The sequence below is a fragment of the Massilia alkalitolerans DSM 17462 genome (assembly GCF_000427785.1).
GTDB classification, from domain to species: domain Bacteria; phylum Pseudomonadota; class Gammaproteobacteria; order Burkholderiales; family Burkholderiaceae_D; genus Telluria; species Telluria alkalitolerans.
Map to the genome: position 1 here is coordinate 20,865 of NZ_ATYR01000012.1, position 20,055 is coordinate 40,919.

A 20,055-nucleotide genomic window follows, 5' to 3' on the forward strand; every position below is an offset into this window, starting at 1 on the left:
GGTGAATCGAACGGGATTAGCCGTTGATCGACACCACCTGGATTTCGGTGAAGTTCTGGCGATGGCCCTGACGCTTCTGGTAGTGCTTACGACGGCGCATCTTGAAAATGCGGACCTTGTCGTGGCGACCGTGGGAAACAACTTTCACCAGGACCGAGGCACCTTCGACCAGCGGAGCACCAAACTTGATGCTGTCGCCCGCGCCGAGCGCGAGAACTTGATCGATGGTGAGTTCGGAACCAATGTCAGCAGGTATCTGTTCTACTTTGAGTTTTTCGCCAGCGACAACTTTATATTGCTTGCCACCGGTTTTTATGACCGCGTACATGATTGAAACCTCATCAAATGTTTAAAAGATTCCCACCGGCGTCGAGACGCTGGACTGTTCGGAAGCCGGGGAACAGGGGATTATACATAACTCGCTGCAGCGCGTCAAAAGGCCTTGACGATTCGCTCCGGATGGTGTTGCCGTCGTAGCACAATGCCAAGTTTCAGCCGGACTTTCGCTCGCCCTGGAGAGTGATAAGCCATCCGTGGGACGCCCTTCCCTTGCATGACGTATAATCTCGGCACTTAACCAAATACTCACCGTTTATTGCAGGTTCGCCTTGTCAGCTGCTACCCAACACGCCCAGAACACCATCGCCCAATCGATCGCCACCGACATGGAGGCCGTGAACGCGGTGATCCGACAGCGACTGCAGTCGGAAGTGAGCCTGGTGAACCAGATCGCCGAGTACATCATCAGCGCGGGCGGCAAGCGGATCCGGCCGGTGCTGGTGCTGCTGCTGGCCAATGCCTACGGCTATCGTGGAACCGCCCACCACGAGCTGGCGGCAGTGGTCGAATTCATCCACACCGCGACCCTGCTGCACGACGACGTGGTCGACGAATCCTCGATGCGCCGCGGGCGCCAGACCGCCAACGCCCTGTTCGGCAACGCCGCCTCGGTGCTGGTGGGCGACTACCTGTACTCGCGCTCGTTCGAGATGATGACCAGCCTCGACAACATGCGCGTGATGAGCATCCTGTCGCGCGCCACCACCGTGATCGCCGAAGGCGAAGTGCTGCAACTGCTGAACATGCACGATCCGGACGTGACGCATGAAAGCTACCTGAAGGTGATCCGTTCCAAGACCGCCAAGCTGTTCGAGGCGGCCGCCGAGCTGGGCGCCCTGGTGGGCGGCGCCGATGACGAGCAGATCGCCGCGGCCGGCGAATACGGCCGCTCGCTGGGCACGGCGTTCCAGCTGATCGACGACGTGCTGGACTACGCCGGCGACGCCGCCGAGATCGGCAAGAACCTGGGCGACGACCTGCGCGAAGGCAAGCCCACCCTGCCGCTGATCTGGCTGATGGAAAACGGTACGCCGGAACAGCGCCAGCTGGTGCGCAGCTGCATCGAGCATGGCGACGAAGCACAGTTCGAAGCGGTGCTGGCGGCGGTGACCTCGAGCGGCGCACTGGACTACACCCGCCAGCAGGCGGAACAGGCTGCGCGCCGCGCGGCCGAGGCAATCTCTGGCCTGCCGGAAAGCGTCTACAAGGCGAGCCTGCAGCAGCTCTGCAGTTTCGCTGTTGACAGGAACCATTGAGCCGAATATAGTAATGCCTTCCCGAGATTTCGGTAACGAAGTCTCAAACAGTCGGGGTGTAGCTTAGCCCGGTAGAGCGCTACGTTCGGGACGTAGAGGCCGGAGGTTCGAATCCTCTCACCCCGACCACCGAATTTGAAAAAGCCAGATCCAGCATTAGCTGATCTGGCTTTTTTCATTCCGCCGGATCGCTATGTTCGAAATGTATGCGCAGCGCATACGGAATGGGCTATATTCATATCATCTCGCATGCCGAAGACATGCTGCATCCGGTGTCCCGGCCATGCCCAGGGGGTGATCGAAATGCGCATTGCACGACTGTTCCCTGCCGCACTGGCAGCAGTAATCCTCTCCCATACGGCGCACGCCGCCGAGCCGAGCGCAAGCGAGCAGCAAGTCCGCAAGCGCGCCGCCGCGGTCGAGCCGCAGCTGATCAAGTGGCGGCGCGACATCCACCAGCATCCCGATCTCGGGAACCAGGAAACCCGCACCGCCAAACTCGTGGCCGAGCACTTGCGCCAGCTGGGCCTGGAGGTGCGCACCGGGATCGGCATCACCGGCGTGGTCGGCATCCTCAAGGGCGCCAAGCCGGGCAAGACGGTGGCGCTGCGCGCCGACATGGATGCGCTGCCGGTCAAGGAGCCGGCCGGCCTGCCCTTCGCATCCAGGGCTAAAGGCAATTACCAGGGACGCGAGGTCGACGTCATGCACGCATGCGGCCACGATACCCACACGGCGATGCTGATGGCGACCGCGACGGTGCTGGCGGGCATGCGCGACAGCCTGGCCGGCACCGTGATGTTCATCTTCCAGCCCGCCGAGGAAGGTTCCAGCACCTTCCTGCCCGGCACCGGCAAGGCATGGGGCGCCAAGCTGATGCTCGACGAGGGCCTGTTCAAGCAGCGCAAGCCGGATGCGGTACTGGCCATGCACGTCATGCCGGGCCGTTCGGGCGAGATCAGCTGGCGTACCGGCCCCATCACGGCCGCAAGCGATTCGCTCGACATCAGCATCACCGGCAAGCAAGGACATGGCGGCATGCCATGGAATACGATCGACCCGATCGTGACCTCGGCGCTCGTCATCAACGGCCTGCAGACCGTGGTGAGCCGGCAGGCCAACCTGACGGAGTCTCCCGTGGTTGTGACCGTCGGCACGATCAATGGCGGCACCGGCCCGAACATCGTTCCCGAAACGGTGAACATGACCGGAACGATTCGCAGCTACGGCAAGAAAGTCCGCGGCGATGTCGTGGCGGACATCAAGACCAGCGCACAGAACATCGCCGCCAGTACCGGCGCGGAAGCGAAGGTCACGATCGTCCCGATGTACGATGCGGTGGAAAACCAGAAAGCCCTGGCCGACAGCATGCGGCCGGTGCTGGAGCGTGCCGCCGACGGCAAGGTCTCGCAGGCGCTGCTGTCAGGCGCGTCCGAAGACTTTTCCTTCTTCTCCGAACAGGTGCCGGGACTGTATGTCTTCCTGGGCATTACGCCCGATGGGCAGGATCCGGCCAAGGCGGCGCCGAACCACAATCCCAGGTTCTTCGTCGACGAAAAGGCCCTGGTTGTCGGGGTACGGGCCATGTCCATGATGGCGCTCAACTACCTGACGAGCGGCGCCCAGGTGGCGGCGAAGTAAAGCCGAGCAGTTGCCGGATCTCCGGCAGGCAGGAACCGCAATTGCCGCCGGCGCGCAGGCAGGCGGTCACGCCCGCGGCATCCCGCAGGCCGTGTTCCTCGATCGCCTTGCAGATCGTGTTGCGGCCTACGCCAAAGCAGGAACAGACGGTCGGGCCCGGATCGGCGCCCTGCGCAGGCAGACGGCCTGCGAGCAGCGTGGCCCGTTCCTGTGCCGACAGCAAGTCCCGAGCGAACAGGCCGCCTAGCCAGGTGCGGGCCGGCAGGTCCGGGCGGCGCGACACGAACAGGCAGGCGTGCAGGCGCCCGTCGACCAGCAGGGCGCAGCGCAGCATGCCCTCGGCCTTGTCCTCGTATTCGATCCAGTCTGCGTCCTCGCCTGCCCCCAGCAGTACGCGCGCCCAGCCTGGGGAGACCGCTTCGCGGCCGCCCAGTTCGTAGCGCACGAAGCCGGCGCCGCGCACACGCGTCCAGTTGGCGACGCGCCCCAGGTCCAGCTCCTCGCGGCACAGGATGAAGCCATGCCAGGCCACCCCGAAAGGCTCGACCCGGACCGGCGTATGCTTGAATTCAGGCTCGCCCGACACCGGGTCGACGTCCGGATTGACCACGGCGCCGACCCGCGCGTCCGAGGCGGTCTGGCCGTTCCAGTGGATCGGGATGAAAGCGGCGCCGCGCGCGATGCCGCCGCTGTGCGCCACCCGCGCCACCATCGCGCCCCAGCGGCTGGTAACGCGCGCCAGCTCGCCTTCGCGCACGCCACTTAGCAAGGCGTCGTGCGGGTGCAGGTCGACGAAGGGCTCGGGGGCGTGAGCAGCCAGGCGCGGCGACTTGCCGGTCCGGGTCATGGTGTGCCACTGGTCGCGCAGGCGGCCGGTGTTCAGCGCCAGCGGATACTCGCCGCCCGGCGCATTGGCCGGCAGGCGCGGCGCGGTCGCCACGAAACGCGCCCTGCCATCGGGGCGGGCGAAGCGGCCGTCGGCGAACAGGCGCGTCGTTCCTGCGCCGCTGCGCAGGACGGGCCATTGCGAGGGCTCGAGCGCGTCGTAGGCGGCGCGGTCCATGCCGGCCAGGCCGTCGATGCGGAACGCGCGCGGCAGCTCCCCTTCCCCGTTGCGCCAGCCAGATAGCCGGGCATGCTCGTCGAAGATCTCGTGCACGCCCGCGTAGTCGAAGCCGTGAAAACCCATGCGCTGGGCCACCTGGCAGATCGCCTGCCAGTCGCTGCGCGCTTCTCCCGGCCTTGGGAGGAAGGCGCGCTGGCGCGAGATGCAGCGTTCGGAATTGGTCACCGTGCCATCCTTCTCGCCCCAGCCCAGCGCGGGCAGCAGCACGTGTCCCAGCGCGGCGGTATCGGTATCCGGACTCATGTCCGAGACCACCACCAGCTCGCAGCGCTCCAGGGCGCGCTGGACCCGGTCGGCGTCCGGCAGGCTGACCACCGGATTGGTCGCCATGATCCACACGGCCTTCACCTTGCCCACTTCGATCGCGCGGAACAGGTCCACCGCCTTCAGGCCCGGCTTGTCGGCGATGCGCGGGGCATCCCAGAAGCTGCGCACGGCCTCGCGGTGGGCCGGCTGGTCGAGCTCCAGGTGGCTGGCCAGCATGTTGGCCAGTCCGCCCACTTCGCGGCCGCCCATGGCGTTCGGCTGGCCGGTCAGCGAGAATGGCCCCATGCCCGGCTTGCCGATCCGGCCGGTGAACAGGTGGCAGTTGATGATGCTGTTGACCTTGTCCGTGCCGCTGGAGGACTGGTTGACGCCCTGCGAGAAGGCGGTGACGACGTTTTCGGTTGCGGCAAACAGCTCGTAGAACGCGGCCAGTTGGCGCGGATCGACGCCGCAGGTGCGCGCCACGAAGTCGATGTCGGCGCAGTGGCCCGCTTGTTCGAGGGCGGCATCGAGGCCGCTGGTGTGGTCCGCCACGAAAGCATGGTCTGCCCTGCCGGCACGCGCCAGGTGGCTGAGCAGGCCGTTGAACAGCCAGACGTCGGTGCCCGCCTTGACCGGCAGGTGCAGGTCGGCCAGCTCGCAGGTCGCGGTGCGGCGCGGGTCGATCGCGACGATGCGCAAGCCGGGCCGCGCTTCCTTCGCCTTGACGATGCGCTGGAACAGCGTCGGGTGGCACCAGGCCGTGTTGGAGCCGACCAGCACGATCAGATCGGCCAGTTCGAAGTCCTCGTAGCAGCCCGGCACCAGGTCTTCGCCGAAGGCGCGCTTGTGCCCGGCCACGCTGGACGACATGCACAGGCGCGAATTGGTGTCGATGTTGGCGCTGCCCACGAAGCCCTTCATGAACTTGTTGGCAACGTAGTAGTCCTCGGTCAGCAGCTGGCCCGAGACGTACATCGCCACCGCGTCCGGGCCGTGCTCGGCGATGATGGCAGCGAAGGTGGAGGCGACCTTGTCGAGGGCCTCGCCCCAGCCGGCCTGGCGCAGCTTGCCGTCCTCGCGGATGGCCGGCGCCAGCAGGCGTCCGTCCAGGCCGAGCGTCTCGCCCAGCGCCGCACCCTTGACGCACAGGCGGCCGCGGTTTGCGATGTGCTCCGGGTCGCCCTCGATCAGGGCGCCGTCCGCCATCGGCGTCGCCTTGATGCCGCAGCCGACGCCGCAGTAGGGACAGGTGGTGCGGACTGCCGCCGCGATCGGGATCATCGGAACACCCATCAGGCAGCCTCGCATAGAGTCGGGCCGAACAGCAGCCGGTCGCGGATGCTTGAAACGTCGGTGCCGCGCTGGATCAGGTCGAAGTACCAGGGCCCATCCGACACGTCGCCGTACAGCACCGCGCCGGTCACGCGGCCGCCCATCAGCACCAGGCGCTTGTACACGCCGGCGTGGCGGTCGCGCAGCACCAGGTCTTCGCTGCCCTCCAGGCCACTGAAGTCGCCGGCCGAGTACAGGTCGATGCCGGTCACCTTCAGCTTGACAGCTAGGGCCTGCTGCACGTAGCGGCGGTGGCCGAACCCTGCCAGGTGGGCGGCGCAGACCCGCGCCTGGTCCCAGATCGGCGCCACCAGGCCGAAGGTGGCCTTGCGGTGCTGGACGCATTCGCCCACCGCATACACGCGCGGGTCGTAGGTCTGCAGGGTGTCGTCGACCACGATGGCGCGTTCGACGTGCAGGCCCGCCTCGCGTGCCAGCGCCACGTTGGGGCGCACGCCGGCGGCCATCACCACCAGGTCGGCCGGCACCTCCAGGCCGTCGACAAAGCGCACCGCTTCCACCTTGCCTTCGCCCAGGATCGCCTCGGTCTGGGCGCCGAGCAGGATGCGCAGGCCGCGCCGCTCCAGCGCGCTTTTCAGGAGCAGGGCCGCGGCCGGGTCGAGCTGCTGGTTCATCAGGCTGCTCGTCAAGTGCACGACGGTCACGTTCATCCCCTGGCGCAGCAGCCCGTTGGCCGCCTCCAGGCCGAGCAAGCCGCCGCCGATCACCACCGCACTGCCGCCGCGCTTGGCCGCGGCCAGCATCATGCCGACATCGTCGAGGTCGCGGAAACCCACCACGCCGGCGAGCTGGGCGCCGGGCACCGGCACGATGAAGGGGCTGGAGCCGGTGGCCAGCAGCAGGCGGTCGTAAGACACTTCCAGGCCGGAGCGGGCGCGCACGATCCGGCGCGCACGGTCGATCGCCACCACCGGGTCGCCGGCGTGCAGCACGATGTTGTTCTCCGCGTACCACGCGCGGCTGTGCAGGATGATGTCCTCAGCCGTCTTCTCGCCCGCCAGCACCGGCGAGAGCATGATGCGGTTGTAGTTCACGCGCGGTTCGGCGCCGAACACGGTGATGTCGTACAGGTCCGCGTCGAGCTTGAGCAACTCCTCGACGGTGCGCATGCCGGCCATGCCGTTGCCGACCACGACCAGTCTTTGCTTTACGGTGCGATCCATACCTTGCCTCCTTCCACGCGGGCCGGGTAGCTGGCGACCGAGTGTTCGGGCGCTTCCAGGCATTCGCCGCTGTGGAGGTCGAAATGCTGCTTGTAGATGGGCGAGGCGACCACGATGCGCTCCCCCAGACTGCCGACCAGTCCGCGCGACAGCACGGCGGCTTGCGCATTCGGGTCGAAGTTATCGATGGCGAAGACGCGTGGTTCCTCGGCACCGACGCGGAACACGGCCACCTGGCGGCCATCGAGCAGCGCGCAGACGCCGGTATCCGGCACGATCTCGTCCAGTTGGCAGACGGCGGTCCAGTTCTGTAATTGCAGGTCTCGGTGCATGGCTTATCTCCTCAATGGGTTCAGGCTGCGCTGGCGGCGATCGGGATGACGCGGCCGCGCCTCTCCTCGGGACTGGCCGGGCGGATCTGGCCGCGCTCCGGCACGAACACGACGTTGTTATCAAGCGCTTCGCTGTTGACGAAATGGCGGAAGCGGCGCCGTACGTCCGGATTGGTGACGGCTTCCTTCCACTCGTCGGCATAGGTGTCGACCACCTGCTGCATCTGCGCTTCCAGTTCGGCCCCGATGCCCAGCTTGTCGTCGATCACCACCGCTTTCAGGTAATCCAGCCCGCCTTCGAGGTTCTCGCGCCACACGCTGGTGCGCTGCAGGCGGCCGGCGGTGCGCACGTAGAACATCAGGAAGCGGTCGACCAGCTTTACCACCGTCTCGTCGTCGATGCCGGAAGCGATCAGCTCCGCATGGCGCGGCTTCATGCCGCCGTTGCCGCAGACGTAGAGGTTCCAGCCCTTCTCGGTGGCGATCAGGCCGACGTCCTTGCCCTGGGCTTCGGCGCACTCGCGGGTGCAGCCGGAGACGCCGAACTTGATCTTGTGCGGCGCGCGCAGGCCCTTGTAACGGTTCTCGAGCGCGATGGCGAAGGCCAGGCTGTCGCCCACGCCGTAGCGGCACCAGGTCGAGCCGACGCAGGATTTCACGGTGCGCAGCGACTTGCCGTAGGCATGGCCCGACTCGAAGCCGGCGGCGATGAGTTCCTCCCAGATGTTCGGCAACTGCTCCACGCGCGCCCCGAACAGGTCGACGCGCTGGCCGCCGGTGATCTTGGTGTACAGGCCGTACTTCTTGGCCACCTGCCCCACCGCGATCAGGCCGTCCGCCGTCACCTCGCCGCCCGGCATGCGCGGCACCACCGAGTAGGTCCCGTCCTTCTGGATGTTGCCGAGGAAGTAGTCGTTCGAGTCCTGCAGGCTGGCGTGCTCCGGCTTGAGCACGAAGTCGTTCCAGCTGGACGCCAGGATGTTGGCCGCCACCGGCTTGCAGATGTCGCAACCCAGGCCCTTGCCGTGGCGCGCAATCAGCTCGCCGAAGCTGCGGATGCCTTCCACGCGCACCAGGTGGTAGAGCTCCTGGCGCGAGCAGGCGAAATGCTCGCACAGGTGGTCCTTCACTTCCACGCCCAGGCGGGACAGCTCGGCATTCATCACCTGGGTCATCAGGGGCACGCAGCCGCCGCAGGCGGTGCCGGCTTTCGTACAGCTCTTGAGCGCGCCGATCGTGCCGGCGCCGCCCGCCACCGCCTCGCACAGCGCGCCCTTGGAGACGTCGTTGCAGGAGCAGATCTGGGCACCCGCCGGCAGTGCCGCCACGCCGAGGGCCGGGCGCGCCGCGCCCTCCAGCGCCGGCAGGATCAGCACTTCGGGCGATTCCGGCAACGCGATCCCGTTCAGCATCATCTGCAACAGCTCGCCGTAAGAAGCGGCGTCGCCCACCAGCACGGCGCCCAGCAGGAACTTGCCGCACCCGGAGGTGACGATCTTGCGGTACACCTGCTTGCGCTCGTCCAGGAACTGGTAGGTGCGGCTGCCGGGAGTGGCGCCGTGGGCGTCGCCGACGCTGGCCACGTCCACGCCCATCAGTTTCAGCTTGGTGCTCATGTCGGCGCCAGTGAAGCCAGCCTCGAGGCCGAGGATCTGCTTGGCCGCCGTGCGCGCCATGTCGTAACCGGGGGCCACCAGACCGAACAGCTGGCCATTCCACAGCGCGCATTCGCCGATCGCATAGATGTGCGGATCGGACGTCAGGCAGCGCTCGTCGATGACGATGCCGCCGCGCTGGCCGAGCGCCAGGCCGCTAGAGCGCGCCAGTTCGTCGCGCGGGCGGATGCCGGCCGAGAACACGATCATGTCGGCGTCCAGGTGGCTGCCGTCGGCGAACTGCATGCGGTGCGTGCCCTCCTCGCCGTCGACGATGGCCAGGGTGTTCTTCTGCGTGTGCACCTGCACGCCCAGTTCTTCGATCTTGTTGCGCAGCACGCGCGCACCGGGATCGTCGACCTGCACCGCCATCAGGCGCGGCGCGAACTCGACCACGTGGGTCTGCAGGCCGAGGTCGCGCAGCGCCTTGGCGCATTCCAGGCCGAGCAGGCCGCCACCGACCACCACGCCAGTGCGCGAACGTGCGCCGCACTCGCTCATCGCTTCCAGGTCGTCGATGGTGCGGTAGACGAAGCAGTCCTTGCGGCTTGCGCCCGGTACCGGCGGCACGAAGGGCGTGGAGCCGGTGGCCAGCACCAGCTTGTCGTACGCCAGCGGCTCGCCTTCGGCCAGCATCACCTGGCGCGCGTCGCGGTCGATGCCGGTCACGCGGGCGCCGAGGCGCAGCGTGAGTTGCGGATTGTCGAAGAAACCGGGCGCCACCAGCGACAGGTCTTCTGCGCTTTTCCCGGCGAAGAATTCAGACAGGTGGACCCGGTCGTAGGCGGGACGCGCTTCTTCTCCGAGGATGGTCACGCGCAGGTCCGGATTTCCGCTGCCTGCCAGGGTTTCGACAAATTTATGGCCCACCATGCCGTGGCCGACGACGACGATATGCATTGCGCTACTCCTTATGCTGCGGTGACCGCCGGTGCGGCCGGGCTGGCCTCGCTGGCGGTCATGGTGAAACGGGCGGCGATGGCGCACAGGCTCGAAGCCAGCACCAGCACGCTCAGGATGGTCAGGGTCTGGGCGATGTCGCCCGTGCCTTTCATGAGGAAACCGGCGGCCACGGCGCCCACGTTGCCGCCGGCGCCGACGATGCCGGCCACGCCGCCCAGCGCCTTGGGCGCCACGAAGGGCACCAGCGCATAGGTGGCGCCGCAGGCCATGTGGGTGAACAGGCCGAAGCACAGCATGGCGATCACGGCATAGACCACGCCGTCGGCCTGGGCGAACCACAGCAGGCCCAGGCCCTCGCCGATCATCAGCACGAACAGCACGGTGACGCGGCTGTTCAGGTTCCCGCCACGAGCGCTGCGGTCCGACAGCCAGCCGCCCAGCGCACGGGCGAACAGGGCCAGCAGGCCGAAGCTGCCCGCCGCCAGCCCGGCCGCGCCCAGCGACAGGCCGAAGTGCTCGACGTAGTACACGGCGGCGATGTTGTGGATGAAGATCTCGATGCCGAAGCAGGCGCCGTAGGTGACGAACAGCAGCCAGGCGCGGTGGTTGCGGCAGGCGTCGCGAAAGCTCGCCCAGCCGCCCTTGCCGCCAGGGAGCGCTTCGCCGCGCGCCCGCATGTCATCGAAGTTACCGGCAGGGCAGTCCTGGGTATAGCGCCAGTAGAAGAAAGCCATCACGATCATCATCAGGCCGGGCACCACCAGCGCCACGCGCCAGCTCAGGGCCTGCGAGACGCCCAGCATGGTGACGGCGACCAGCAGCAGCGGCATCAGGGCCTGGGCCGCCCCGCCGCCGCTGTTGCCCCAGCCGGCCGCCGCCGCATTGGCGGTGCCAACCACCTTGGGGCCGAACATCACCGAGGTGTGGTATTGGGTGATGACGAAGCTGGCGCCGACGGCGCCGATCCCGAGGCGGAACAGCAGGAAGCTTTCGTAGCTCTGCGCCATGGCCACGCCCAGCACCGGGATCGAGCCGAGCAGCAGCAGACCGGTGTAGGCCTTGCGCGGACCGAAGCGGTCGCACAGGGGGCCGATCAGCAAGCGCACGAAGATCGTGATGGCGACCGCCGCGATGTTGATGTTGGCGATCTGCTCCATCGACAGGCCGAATTCGCCCTTGATCACCGGCATGAGCGGCGCGCAGGCGAACCAGGCGAAGAAGCAGATGAAGAAGGCCACCCAGGTCAGGTGGAAGGCGCGCATCGGCGCCGTGTCGAACGAGAACAGCTTGATGCTGTCTGCCTTGTTGTCCAATGTATTGGCCATGTTTCTTCCTTTGAAAAACAAAACGGCGTCCGCGCTCCTGCCGTGATGGCAGCGAGCCGCGGACGCCGTTGTCCTGGTTGCCGGCCCCTCGTTAGGCCGGCGAAAAAGTGAAGAGGATCGCCATTGATCCGTATCGTCTTAACAGCAAGACGCGTGCCACCTTGCTTGCAGAGGGAAGCGCGCGTATCCGACAGGATCACGCGCTACATTGCGGTGCAACATGCGCGTTAATGATGCAGGTTTGCGCACCGGTTCAGGCAGCGTGCTGCACCGATCCGGCATGGCCGGCCGGGTCGCTGCCGTCCCAGACGCGGCCATCGAGCAGGGTCGAACTGCGCATGGCGCTGTCCGGCACCGCCACGCCCGCCATTGCCGCCCCATCGCGGTACAAGTCGATGCGGTTGACTTCCCGCGCAATCGCGGCGTAGGCGGGATCGGCGCGCAGCAGGCCCCAGCGGCGCTGCTGGGTGAGGAACCACATCCCGTCAGACAGCCAGGGAAAGCTGGCCTCGCCGTCGGCGAAGAAATGCAGACCATTGTGGCCGCGCCAGTGGCCGGTGGCGTATGCCTTGCCGGGGCGCCCGGCCAGGCAGACCTGCAGCACGTCCCTGTCCGCATTCACATAGGCCGGGCTGGCCAGCACCTCGGCGGCGGCCTCGCGGTTGGTGCGCGAGGCATCCAGCCAGCGCGCCGTTTCAAGCAAGGCGGCGACCAGGGCGCGGCAGGTATTCGGGTGGCTTGATGCGAAATCGGCGCCCGTGCCCAGCACCTTGCCCGGATGATCGGGCCAGATTTCCTCGCTCGACACCGACATCAGCCCGGCGCCTTCGCGCACCGCGCGCTGGCCCCAGGGCTCGCCGGCGCAGAAACCGTCCATGTGGCCGGCCGCCAGGCTGGCCACCATCTGGCCGGGCGGCACGGTGACCAGCTTGCAGTCCGCGAAAGGATCGATGCCCGCCGCCGCCAGCCAGTAATACAGGAACATCGCGTGGTTCCCGGTCGGGAAGGTATGTCCGAAGGTGGGGCGCAATGCGCCGGCGCGCACCAGCCGCGCCAGCGCCGCCGCGTCGGGAGCCCTGGCGGCCAGCGCGCGCGACAGCGTGATGCCCTGGCCGTTGCGGTTCAGGTTCATCAGGACGGCCATCTGGCGGGCCCGCGTTCCGATGCCCATCTGCAGGCCGTACAGCAGGCCAACCAGGACGTGGGCGGCGTCGATGTCGCCGCCGACCAGGCGGTCGCGCATGCCGGTCCAGGACAGCTCGCGGCTCAGTTCGAGCTTGATCCCGTACAGTTCGTCGAAGCCGAGCACGGATGCCATCACCACCGGCGCGCAGTCCGCCAGCGGCAGGTAGCCGATGCGCACCAAGGTTCTTTCCGGTTTGTCCGAGCCGGCGATCCATGCGCCGCCGTTTTCCTTGCCAATGCCTGTCATAGGGTTCCTGTCTTTCGCACCGCCGGCATCAGCCGAGCAGGTCTTCCACGTCGATGAGCCGCTGCGCGATCTCCGCCAGCTTCAGGTTCTTGTTCATGGCCATGCTGCGCAGGCGCTGGTAAGCCTGGTCCTCGGTGAGCCGGTAGCGCGTCATCAGGAGGCCCTTGGCGCGGTCGACGGTCTTGCGCTCGGCCAGCTTCTGGCGCGTGCCCTCCAGCTCGTCCAGCAGCTTCTGCTCGCGCCGGAAGCGCGCCAGCGCCACGTCGAGCACTGCCTTCACACGCTCGGCCTGCAGGCCGGCCACGATGTAGGCCGACACGCCCGCGTCCAGGGCCGCGTCCATGCTGGCCGGCGCGTCGTCTTCGGTGAACAGCACGATGGGGCGGCGCGCATCGCGCGTGGCGATCACGATGTGCTCGAGGACGTCGCGCGCGTCGGACTCGCTGTCGACGATGATCATGTCCGGCTGCAGCTGGGCGACGCGCTCGGGCAGGAACACGTCGGCGGGGAGCGAGGCGACCAGGTCGTAGCCCGATTCGAGCAGGCCGATCCGCAGCGCGGCGCTGCGCTGGGCCTGCCCGGCGAGCGCCGCGTCGCGCTGCGCGCCTGGGGGTGTTGCGGGATTGACGACGACGATCCGCAGATGAGGTGCTACACAGCCTGTCGATTTCATGCCGGTATGTCATGCAAGAACCGATCCAGCTGCGTAATGCCCCTCGCACCACCTCAGCCATTCACAGTGGCAACAAAGAGACATTCGCCGCGTAAATATCACTGGACGAGCTAGTTCATCAATTATTCATCAACCGCATCGAAGGAATCACCAATCTAAAGTTTATTTATGGCCCCGTCCTCCTTATACTGCAACGCAACATCGCAATCTTTACAGGGGAATTCATCATGGCCACGACCCGCCGCTTCTTCGCCAGCGCCCTCGCCGCAGTGCGCAGCTTTTCGATCGAACTCTATGCCGCGCACGGCGGCTGGGCGCCTGCGGTGCGAGGCTGAGCATGGACCTGCTCGACACCGTCCTGAGCGTCTGCGCCCTCACGGCCCTGGTGGTGCGCCTGGCCCTGTTCCTGCGTCCGGCAAAGCGCCCGGGCAAGGCGGCCTGAACGCTGCGACGCAACAGCAGTATTGATATGCACGCGCCGGTTATACGTATGTACGTACGCCGGCGCGTTCTTTTTTAGCAGGTCCGTTCTCCACATGCCCCGCAGCGTGAAATGCTGAGCTAGAATGCAAGTCGCATTTTCTGGCAAGAAAGCCAACCTCCTTTCTACTTCAGCTCCTACAACACGATGCGTACACCAGCACTCACGATCTTCGCAGCGCTCCTGACCTTGCCGGCGCTGCCGGCGGCGGCATCCACCCTCATCACCCTCGACCAGGCCATGGCCCATCCCGACTGGATCGGCACGCCGGTGGAAAACGCCTGGTGGAGCTGGGACAGCAAGGGGGTGTTCTATAAACAGAAGCGCACCGGCTCGCCGATCCGCGACACCTGGCAGGTGAGCCAGGGCGGCAAGCCGAAGCTGGTAAGCGACCTTGACGCCGCCAAGATCGACGGCAACGACGTCATCTACAACCCGGCCCAGACCCGCGCCCTGATGCTGCGTAACGGTGACCTGTTCGAGCGCGACCTGAAGAGCGGCGCGCTGGTGCAGATCACCCGCGGCGCCACCAAGCTCGACGCGCTGCAGTATTCGCACGACGAACGCACGGTCTACTACCGCATCGGCACCGACTGGTACGGCTGGGACCGCGCCAGCCGCGTGGTCGGCCCGGTCGCGCTGCCGCGCGCCGCCAAGGACCCGGCGGTGAACGAGGAAGACGCGCTGCGCGACCAGCAGCTGCGCCTGATGGCCCACCTCAAGCGCCAGAAGGATGACCGCGACGCGCTGCGCGAGCGCATGAACGAGCAGCGCCGCGTCGACTCCACCCTGCCCCCGGCCCCGGTCTACCTCGGCGACAAGGTCGCGATCGAGAGCAGCGTGCTGTCGCCCGACGGCCGCTGGCTGCTGGTCGTCACCGCGCCGAAGAACGGCGACAAGGGCCGCGTCGGCAAGATGCCGCGCTACGTGACCGAATCGGGCTACGAGGAATTCGACGACCAGCGCACCCGCGTCGGCCGCAACATGCCGGCGCCCCATGCACTGAAGCTGGTCGACCTGCGCACCAACAAGGTGCAGGACCTGTCCTTCGACGTGCTGCCGGGCGTGAACGTCGACCCGCTGGCCGAGCTGCGCGCCGCCGCCAAGAAGGAGCCGCTGAAGGGCAACCGCCCGGTGCGCGTGATCGACGGCGCCGATGCGATCGAATGGTCGGCCAACGGCGCCAACGTCGCCGTGATGCTGCGCGCGGTGGACAACAAGGACCGCTGGATCGCCACCGTCGACCTGCAGGCCGCCAAGCTCAAGCCGCTGCACCGCCTGACCGACAACGCCTGGGTCAACTACGACAACAACGAATTCGGCTGGCTGCCGGACAACCGCACGCTGTGGTACCTGTCCGAGGAAAGCGGCTACTCGCACCTGTACACCCAATCCGCCGAAGGTGGTCCTGCCCGCGCCCTGACCTCGGGCAAGTGGGAAGCCTCGGATGTGCGCTGGTCGCACGACGGCCGCATGGCCTATGTGATGTGCAACCGCGAAACGCCGGGCGACTACGAAGTGTGCGCCGTCGACGCGAAGAACGGCACGGTCCGCGAAGTCACCAGCCTGGACGGTGTCGAGCGCTTCACCCTGTCGCCCGACGAGAAGAAACTGCTGGTGCACTGGTCGAGCAGCTACACCCCGGTCCAGCTGGCCACGGTGCCGGTGAGCGGCGGCGCGGCGACCAAGCTGACCGACACCCGCACTGCCGAGTTCAAGGCGCGCCAGTGGGTCGAGCCGCAGTACGTGGCGGTGCCCTCGAGCGCCGGCGGCGATCCGGTCTGGGCCAAGCTGTACCGCCCGGCCCAGCTGGAACCGGGCAAGAAGTACCCGGTCGTGATGTTCGTGCACGGCGCCGGCTACCTGCAGAACGTCAGCAAGCGCTACCCGAACTACTTCCGCGAGCAGATGTTCCACAACCTGCTGGTGCAGAAGGGCTACGTCGTGCTCGACATGGACTACCGCGCGTCAAAAGGCTACGGCGCCAAGTGGCGCAATGCGATCTACCGCCAGATGGGCCATCCGGAACTGGTGGACTACATCGACGGTGTGAACTACATGGTGGCGCAGCACCAGGGCGATGCCAAGAACGTCGGCGTATACGGCGGCAGCTACGGCGGCTTCATGACCTTCATGGCCCTGATGCGCGCGCCGGAAACCTTCAAGTCGGGCGCCGCCCTGCGTCCGGTGACGGACTGGGTGACCTACAACCACGGCTACACCGCCAACATCCTGAACACGCCGGACATCGATCCTGAAGCCTACCGGATCTCGTCGCCGATCGAGTACGCCGACAAGCTGCAGGGCCACCTGCTGATCGCCCACGGCATGGTCGACGACAACGTGTTCTACCAGGATTCGGTGCGCATGGCCCAACGCCTGATCGAGCTGAAGAAGGACAACTGGGAACTGGCCAGCTATCCGCTGGAGCGCCACGCCTACGTCCAGCCGGAAGCATGGTACGACCAGTACCGCCGGATCTACCAGCTGTTCGAGCGGACGCTCAAGCAGTAAGCAAAACCAAGGCGCCTGCGGGCGCCTTTTTCGTTACGGAGCCAGGAAGTCCAGCAGCGTCAGCGCCACCACCTTGGTGGCCTTGCGCAAATCCTCCAGCTGCACGTGCTCGTCGGCCTTCTTGGCGTTCGACTCCTGCACGGTGCGCGGCCCGGCGCCGTACAGAACCGCCGGGATGCCGCGCTCGCCGTACAGGCGCGCATCCGCGTACAGCGGCGTGCCCTGGGCCGTGACCTCCTCGCCGAGGATGGCGCGGCCGTGGCGCTGCAGGCTGTCCACCAGCTTGTCGGAACCGGGCAGCGGGCGCAGCGCATGCGAGAGCAGCAGGCGCCGGATCTCCAGCCGGATGCCGGGCATGCCGGCCACCGCGCCTTCGATCAGGGCGCGCACCTGCGCCTCCACCGCCACCGGGTCTTCTTCCGGGATCATGCGGCGGTCCATCTTCATGACCACCTTGCCCGGCACCACATTGGTATTGGTGCCGCCATCGATGCGGCCGACCAGCATGGTGGGCGAATCGATACCGGGCACTTGGGACTTGATCTTCTTGAGTTCCGGCAGCTGGCCGTAGATCGCGTTCAGGATGCGGGTGGCGGCCTGCAGCGCGTCCACCGCGGTTTCCGGCATGGCGCCGTGGCCGGCCTTGCCGTGCACCGTGATCTCCAGCTGCAGGCAGGCGTTGTGGGCGGTGACGATGTTGTAGCTGAAACCGGCCGCGATCACGTAGTCGGGGCGGGTCAGATTCTGTTCCAGCAGCCAGCCCGGGCCGAGCAGGCCGCCGAATTCCTCGTCGTAGGTGAAGTGCAGCTCGAGCGCGCCCTTGAGCGGCAAGCCCAGCGCTTCCAGCGCGCGCACGGCGAACACATAGGTGGCAAAGTCGCTCTTCGAGACCGCCGCGGCGCGGCCATAGATCGCGCCGTCATGGATCTCGGCGCCGTAAGGCGGTTTCGACCAGCCCTCGCCCGGCGGCACCACGTCGCCGTGGGCGTTCAGCGCCAGCGTCGGGCCGCCCGCGCCATAGGGGCGGCGCACGATCAGGTTGGTGATGCTTTCCATGCCGTAGTCGCGTACCTGCTGCTGCGGCACCGCATGCTTCTCGGCGTTCCAGCCGTATTGCGCGAGCATCGCCGCCACCGCTTCGGCGTGCGGCGCATTGTTCCCCGGCGGCGTATCGGTGGGGATACGGATGACCTGCTGCAGGAAGCCGACCTGTTCGTCGAAGTGCTCGTCGATCCAGGCGAGCAGGCGTTCTTGGTGGTGTTGGTCCATTAGGGTTGTCCTGTCTTGGCCCCGGCTTCGAACCAGGCGCCGACCTGCGCCCGTTCCGCATCGGTCATGTTGGTGAGGTTCGCCAGCGGCATCGCTTTCATCTGCACGGTCTGCTGGTAGATGCGCTGGGCGTTCTGGCTGACGAGTTCGGGGGTATGCAGCATCACGCCGCCTGGGGCCGTCGCGAAGCCCGGCTGGGTCGGGTGCTGCGCATGGCAGGACACGCAGCGCTGGTCGATGATGGTGCGCACCTGGGCGAAGCGGGCGGCGTCGTCCTCAGTTGCCCCACCTTCGGCCTGCGCCTTGACCTGCACTGGCGCCTTGGGCGCGATGGCGAAGGCCAGGATCGCCAGCAAGGCCACGCCGGCTACCGGATACTTCCACTCGACCCGGCCCTTGTGGCGCAGGTTGAAGAAGTGGCGGATCAGGACGCCCGCCGCCATGATCACGCCCAGCACCGCCCACGAATACTCGTGGCGGTAGGTCATCGCGTAGTGGTTGCTGATCATGATGAACAGAACCGGCAGCGTGAAGTAGTTGTTGTGGACGCTGCGCTGCTTGGCCTTGATGCCGTGGATGGGGTCGGGCTTGTCGCCGGCCAGCATGGCATTGATCATCTTGCGCTGGCCGGGAATGATCAGCATCGCCACGTTGGCCACCATCATGGTGCCGATCATCGCCCCCACGTGCAGGTAGGCGGCGCGGCCGCTGAGCAGGTGGGTGAGCACATAGCTGCTCAAGACCAGGAAGGCGAAGATCGTGAGGCCGAAGGCCAGGTCATGCTTGCCCAGCGGGGAACGGCACAGCAGGTCGTAGACGATCCAGCCGATCACCAGGCTGGCCAGGCCGATACCGACCGCCTGCCAGCTCGTCAAATCCGCCACGCTGCGGTCGACCATCATGGCCTGCGCGTTCAGGTAGTAGACGATCACCAAGAGCGCGAAGCCCGAGATCCAGGTGGAATAGGCTTCCCACTTGAACCAGTGGAGTTCCCTGGGCAGCTCGGCGGGCGCCACCAGGTATTTCTGCGGGTTGTAGAAGCCGCCGCCGTGCACCGCCCACAGCTCGCCGGCCACGCCCTTCCTGGCCAGCTCGGAGCCCGGCGCCGGCGGACGAATCGTGTTGTCGAGCCAGACGAAGTAGAAGGACGCACCGATCCAGGCGATGCCCGTGATGATGTGCAGCCAGCGCACCAGCATGTTGAACCACTCCAGGGCATACGGGCCGAGATAACCGAAACCATCCATAGGGGTGTCCTTGTCGAGTATCCCTCGACGATAACGTGATTTCAATTTCTGCAACATGAAATTTAGCGTATATTCGACATAACTGTATTGATATACGCCCCCATGGCCAGCCTGCCCCAGCACCTCGACCTGCACCTGATCCGCATCCTCTACCTGCTGCTGGTGGAGAAGAACGTCTCGCGCGTGGCGCTCAAGCTGAACCAGCCGCAGCCCTCGATCTCGGCCTCGCTGCGCAAGCTGCGCGAGCTGACCGGCGATCCGCTGCTGGTGCGCGGCGCGCGCGGCATGGTGCCGACCCAGCACGGAGAGAGCCTGCTCAAGCCGGCCAAGCGCATCCTCGACGAAACCGAGAGCCTGTTCGTTCGCAAGTCGCCCTTCGTGCCGGAAGAAGCGGCGCGCACCTTCCACATCGCCGCGCCCGACTACCTCGACACCCAGTTCCTGCCGAACGTGGTGGCGGCGCTGCGGCGCGGTTCGCCCAACAGCAAGGTGGTGATCCACAGCCTGGGGCCGGGCCTGGACTACCTGCGCATGCTGTCCGACGGCGAGATGGACCTGGTGATCGCCAACTGGGACGAGCCGCCCGCGCACCTGCACATGTCGAAGCTGTTCGAAGACCCGATCATCTGCACCATGCGCGCCGACAGCCCGTACGCCAAGCGCACCGCGATCGATGCGATGACGGTCGAAGATTACCTGTCGCTGCCCCACGTGGCGCCCTCGCAGATGCTGCCGGGCTACCACGGCGTGATCGATGCCCACCTCGACCGGCTCGGCATGCAGCGCAAGGTGGCGGTCGAGTCGCCCTACTTCGGCGTGATCCCCTATATGCTGACCCAGAGCGACCTGGTGCTGACCACCGGACGCCAGTTCATCCGCTTCTACGAACGCACGCTGCCGCTCAAGAGCTTCACGGTGCCGATCAAGTTCCCGCCGATGCGCTTCTACCAGCTGTGGCACCAGCGCGTGCACCAGTCGACCGAGCACAAGTGGCTGCGCGACCAGGTCAGCGCGGCGGCCCGTGCGCTGGTCGCCAAGTAGGCGCAATACCGCTTATCTGCTCAAGCGTATAACTGGAGGGCTTGCAGGATTTATCA

General features: G+C 66.5%; 14 protein-coding genes and 1 tRNA gene. 5 read left to right on the forward strand and 10 right to left on the reverse strand.

The annotated features are described in order from the left end of the window. Nucleotides 1-16: 16 nt before the first annotated feature. Nucleotides 17-328 (reverse strand): 50S ribosomal protein L21, encoded by a 312-nt coding sequence (gene rplU, locus YWC_RS32085; protein ID WP_027865917.1) that lies wholly within the window; start codon nt 326-328, stop codon nt 17-19. A gap of 280 nt (nt 329-608) precedes the next feature. Between rplU and ispB the strand changes: the two genes are divergently transcribed. From ispB to YWC_RS0113845, 3 genes are all read left to right on the forward strand, one after another. Next, nucleotides 609-1,595 carry an octaprenyl diphosphate synthase gene (gene ispB, locus YWC_RS0113835; protein ID WP_027865918.1) on the forward strand — a complete coding sequence of 329 codons (987 nt, stop codon included), beginning with the start codon at nt 609-611 and terminating at the stop codon, nt 1,593-1,595. Between the two features lie 52 nt (nt 1,596-1,647). Further along, a tRNA-Pro gene (locus tag YWC_RS0113840) sits at nt 1,648-1,724 on the forward strand. 174 nt (nt 1,725-1,898) lie between these two features. Further along, nucleotides 1,899-3,236, forward strand: coding sequence for an amidohydrolase (locus tag YWC_RS0113845; RefSeq protein WP_027865919.1), 1,338 nt, complete (start codon nt 1,899-1,901; stop codon nt 3,234-3,236). Here the strand turns inward: YWC_RS0113845 and YWC_RS29360 are convergent. The 7 genes from YWC_RS29360 to YWC_RS0113880 all read right to left on the reverse strand — a co-directional run bounded on the left by YWC_RS29360 (nt 3,196) and on the right by YWC_RS0113880 (nt 13,447). Then, entirely contained in the window at nt 3,196-5,904 is a 2,709-nt protein-coding gene (locus tag YWC_RS29360; protein WP_051306461.1) for a nitrate reductase, read from the reverse strand. The genes YWC_RS0113845 and YWC_RS29360 overlap by 41 nt on opposite strands. Next, nucleotides 5,904-7,127, reverse strand: coding sequence for an NAD(P)/FAD-dependent oxidoreductase (locus tag YWC_RS29365; protein WP_084416427.1), 1,224 nt, complete (start codon nt 7,125-7,127; stop codon nt 5,904-5,906). The genes YWC_RS29360 and YWC_RS29365 overlap by 1 nt, the downstream gene beginning before the upstream one ends. Then, the gene (gene nirD / locus YWC_RS0113860; protein ID WP_027865920.1) at nt 7,112-7,459 is read right to left on the reverse strand and encodes a nitrite reductase small subunit NirD; all 348 of its coding nucleotides are present in this window, start codon (nt 7,457-7,459) and stop codon (nt 7,112-7,114) included. Before nirD ends, YWC_RS29365 begins: the two co-directional genes overlap by 16 nt. 20 nt (nt 7,460-7,479) lie before the next feature. Further along, nucleotides 7,480-10,014, reverse strand: a complete 2,535-nt coding sequence (nirB, locus tag YWC_RS0113865) for a nitrite reductase large subunit NirB (RefSeq protein WP_027865921.1) — start codon at nt 10,012-10,014, stop codon at nt 7,480-7,482. A gap of 11 nt (nt 10,015-10,025) precedes the next feature. Beyond that, nucleotides 10,026-11,330, reverse strand: coding sequence for an MFS transporter (locus tag YWC_RS0113870; RefSeq protein WP_027865922.1), 1,305 nt, complete (start codon nt 11,328-11,330; stop codon nt 10,026-10,028). Nucleotides 11,331-11,595: 265 nt separating this feature from the next. Next, nucleotides 11,596-12,774 carry a CmpA/NrtA family ABC transporter substrate-binding protein gene (locus YWC_RS29370; protein WP_036214375.1) on the reverse strand — a complete coding sequence of 393 codons (1,179 nt, stop codon included), beginning with the start codon at nt 12,772-12,774 and terminating at the stop codon, nt 11,596-11,598. A 28-nt stretch (nt 12,775-12,802) separates the two neighbouring features. Next, on the reverse strand, nt 12,803-13,447 hold the full coding sequence (locus YWC_RS0113880) for an ANTAR domain-containing response regulator (protein ID WP_027865923.1): 645 nt from the start codon (nt 13,445-13,447) through the stop codon (nt 12,803-12,805). Between the two features lie 628 nt (nt 13,448-14,075). Between YWC_RS0113880 and YWC_RS0113895 the strand changes: the two genes are divergently transcribed. Beyond that, nucleotides 14,076-16,442: a S9 family peptidase gene (locus YWC_RS0113895; RefSeq protein ID WP_027865924.1), complete on the forward strand. Its 2,367-nt coding sequence runs from the start codon at nt 14,076-14,078 to the stop codon at nt 16,440-16,442. A gap of 33 nt (nt 16,443-16,475) precedes the next feature. On the opposite strand, the gene YWC_RS0113900 is transcribed toward YWC_RS0113895, so the two are convergent. Then, nucleotides 16,476-17,711: a M20/M25/M40 family metallo-hydrolase gene (locus YWC_RS0113900; RefSeq protein ID WP_027865925.1), complete on the reverse strand. Its 1,236-nt coding sequence runs from the start codon at nt 17,709-17,711 to the stop codon at nt 16,476-16,478. After that, nucleotides 17,711-18,958, reverse strand: coding sequence for a urate hydroxylase PuuD (locus tag YWC_RS0113905; RefSeq protein WP_027865926.1), 1,248 nt, complete (start codon nt 18,956-18,958; stop codon nt 17,711-17,713). Before YWC_RS0113905 ends, YWC_RS0113900 begins: the two co-directional genes overlap by 1 nt. Nucleotides 18,959-19,060: 102 nt before the next feature. Between YWC_RS0113905 and YWC_RS0113910 the strand changes: the two genes are divergently transcribed. Beyond that, nucleotides 19,061-19,999 (forward strand): LysR substrate-binding domain-containing protein, encoded by a 939-nt coding sequence (locus tag YWC_RS0113910; protein WP_027865927.1) that lies wholly within the window; start codon nt 19,061-19,063, stop codon nt 19,997-19,999. The last annotated feature ends 56 nt before the right edge of the window (nt 20,000-20,055 follow it).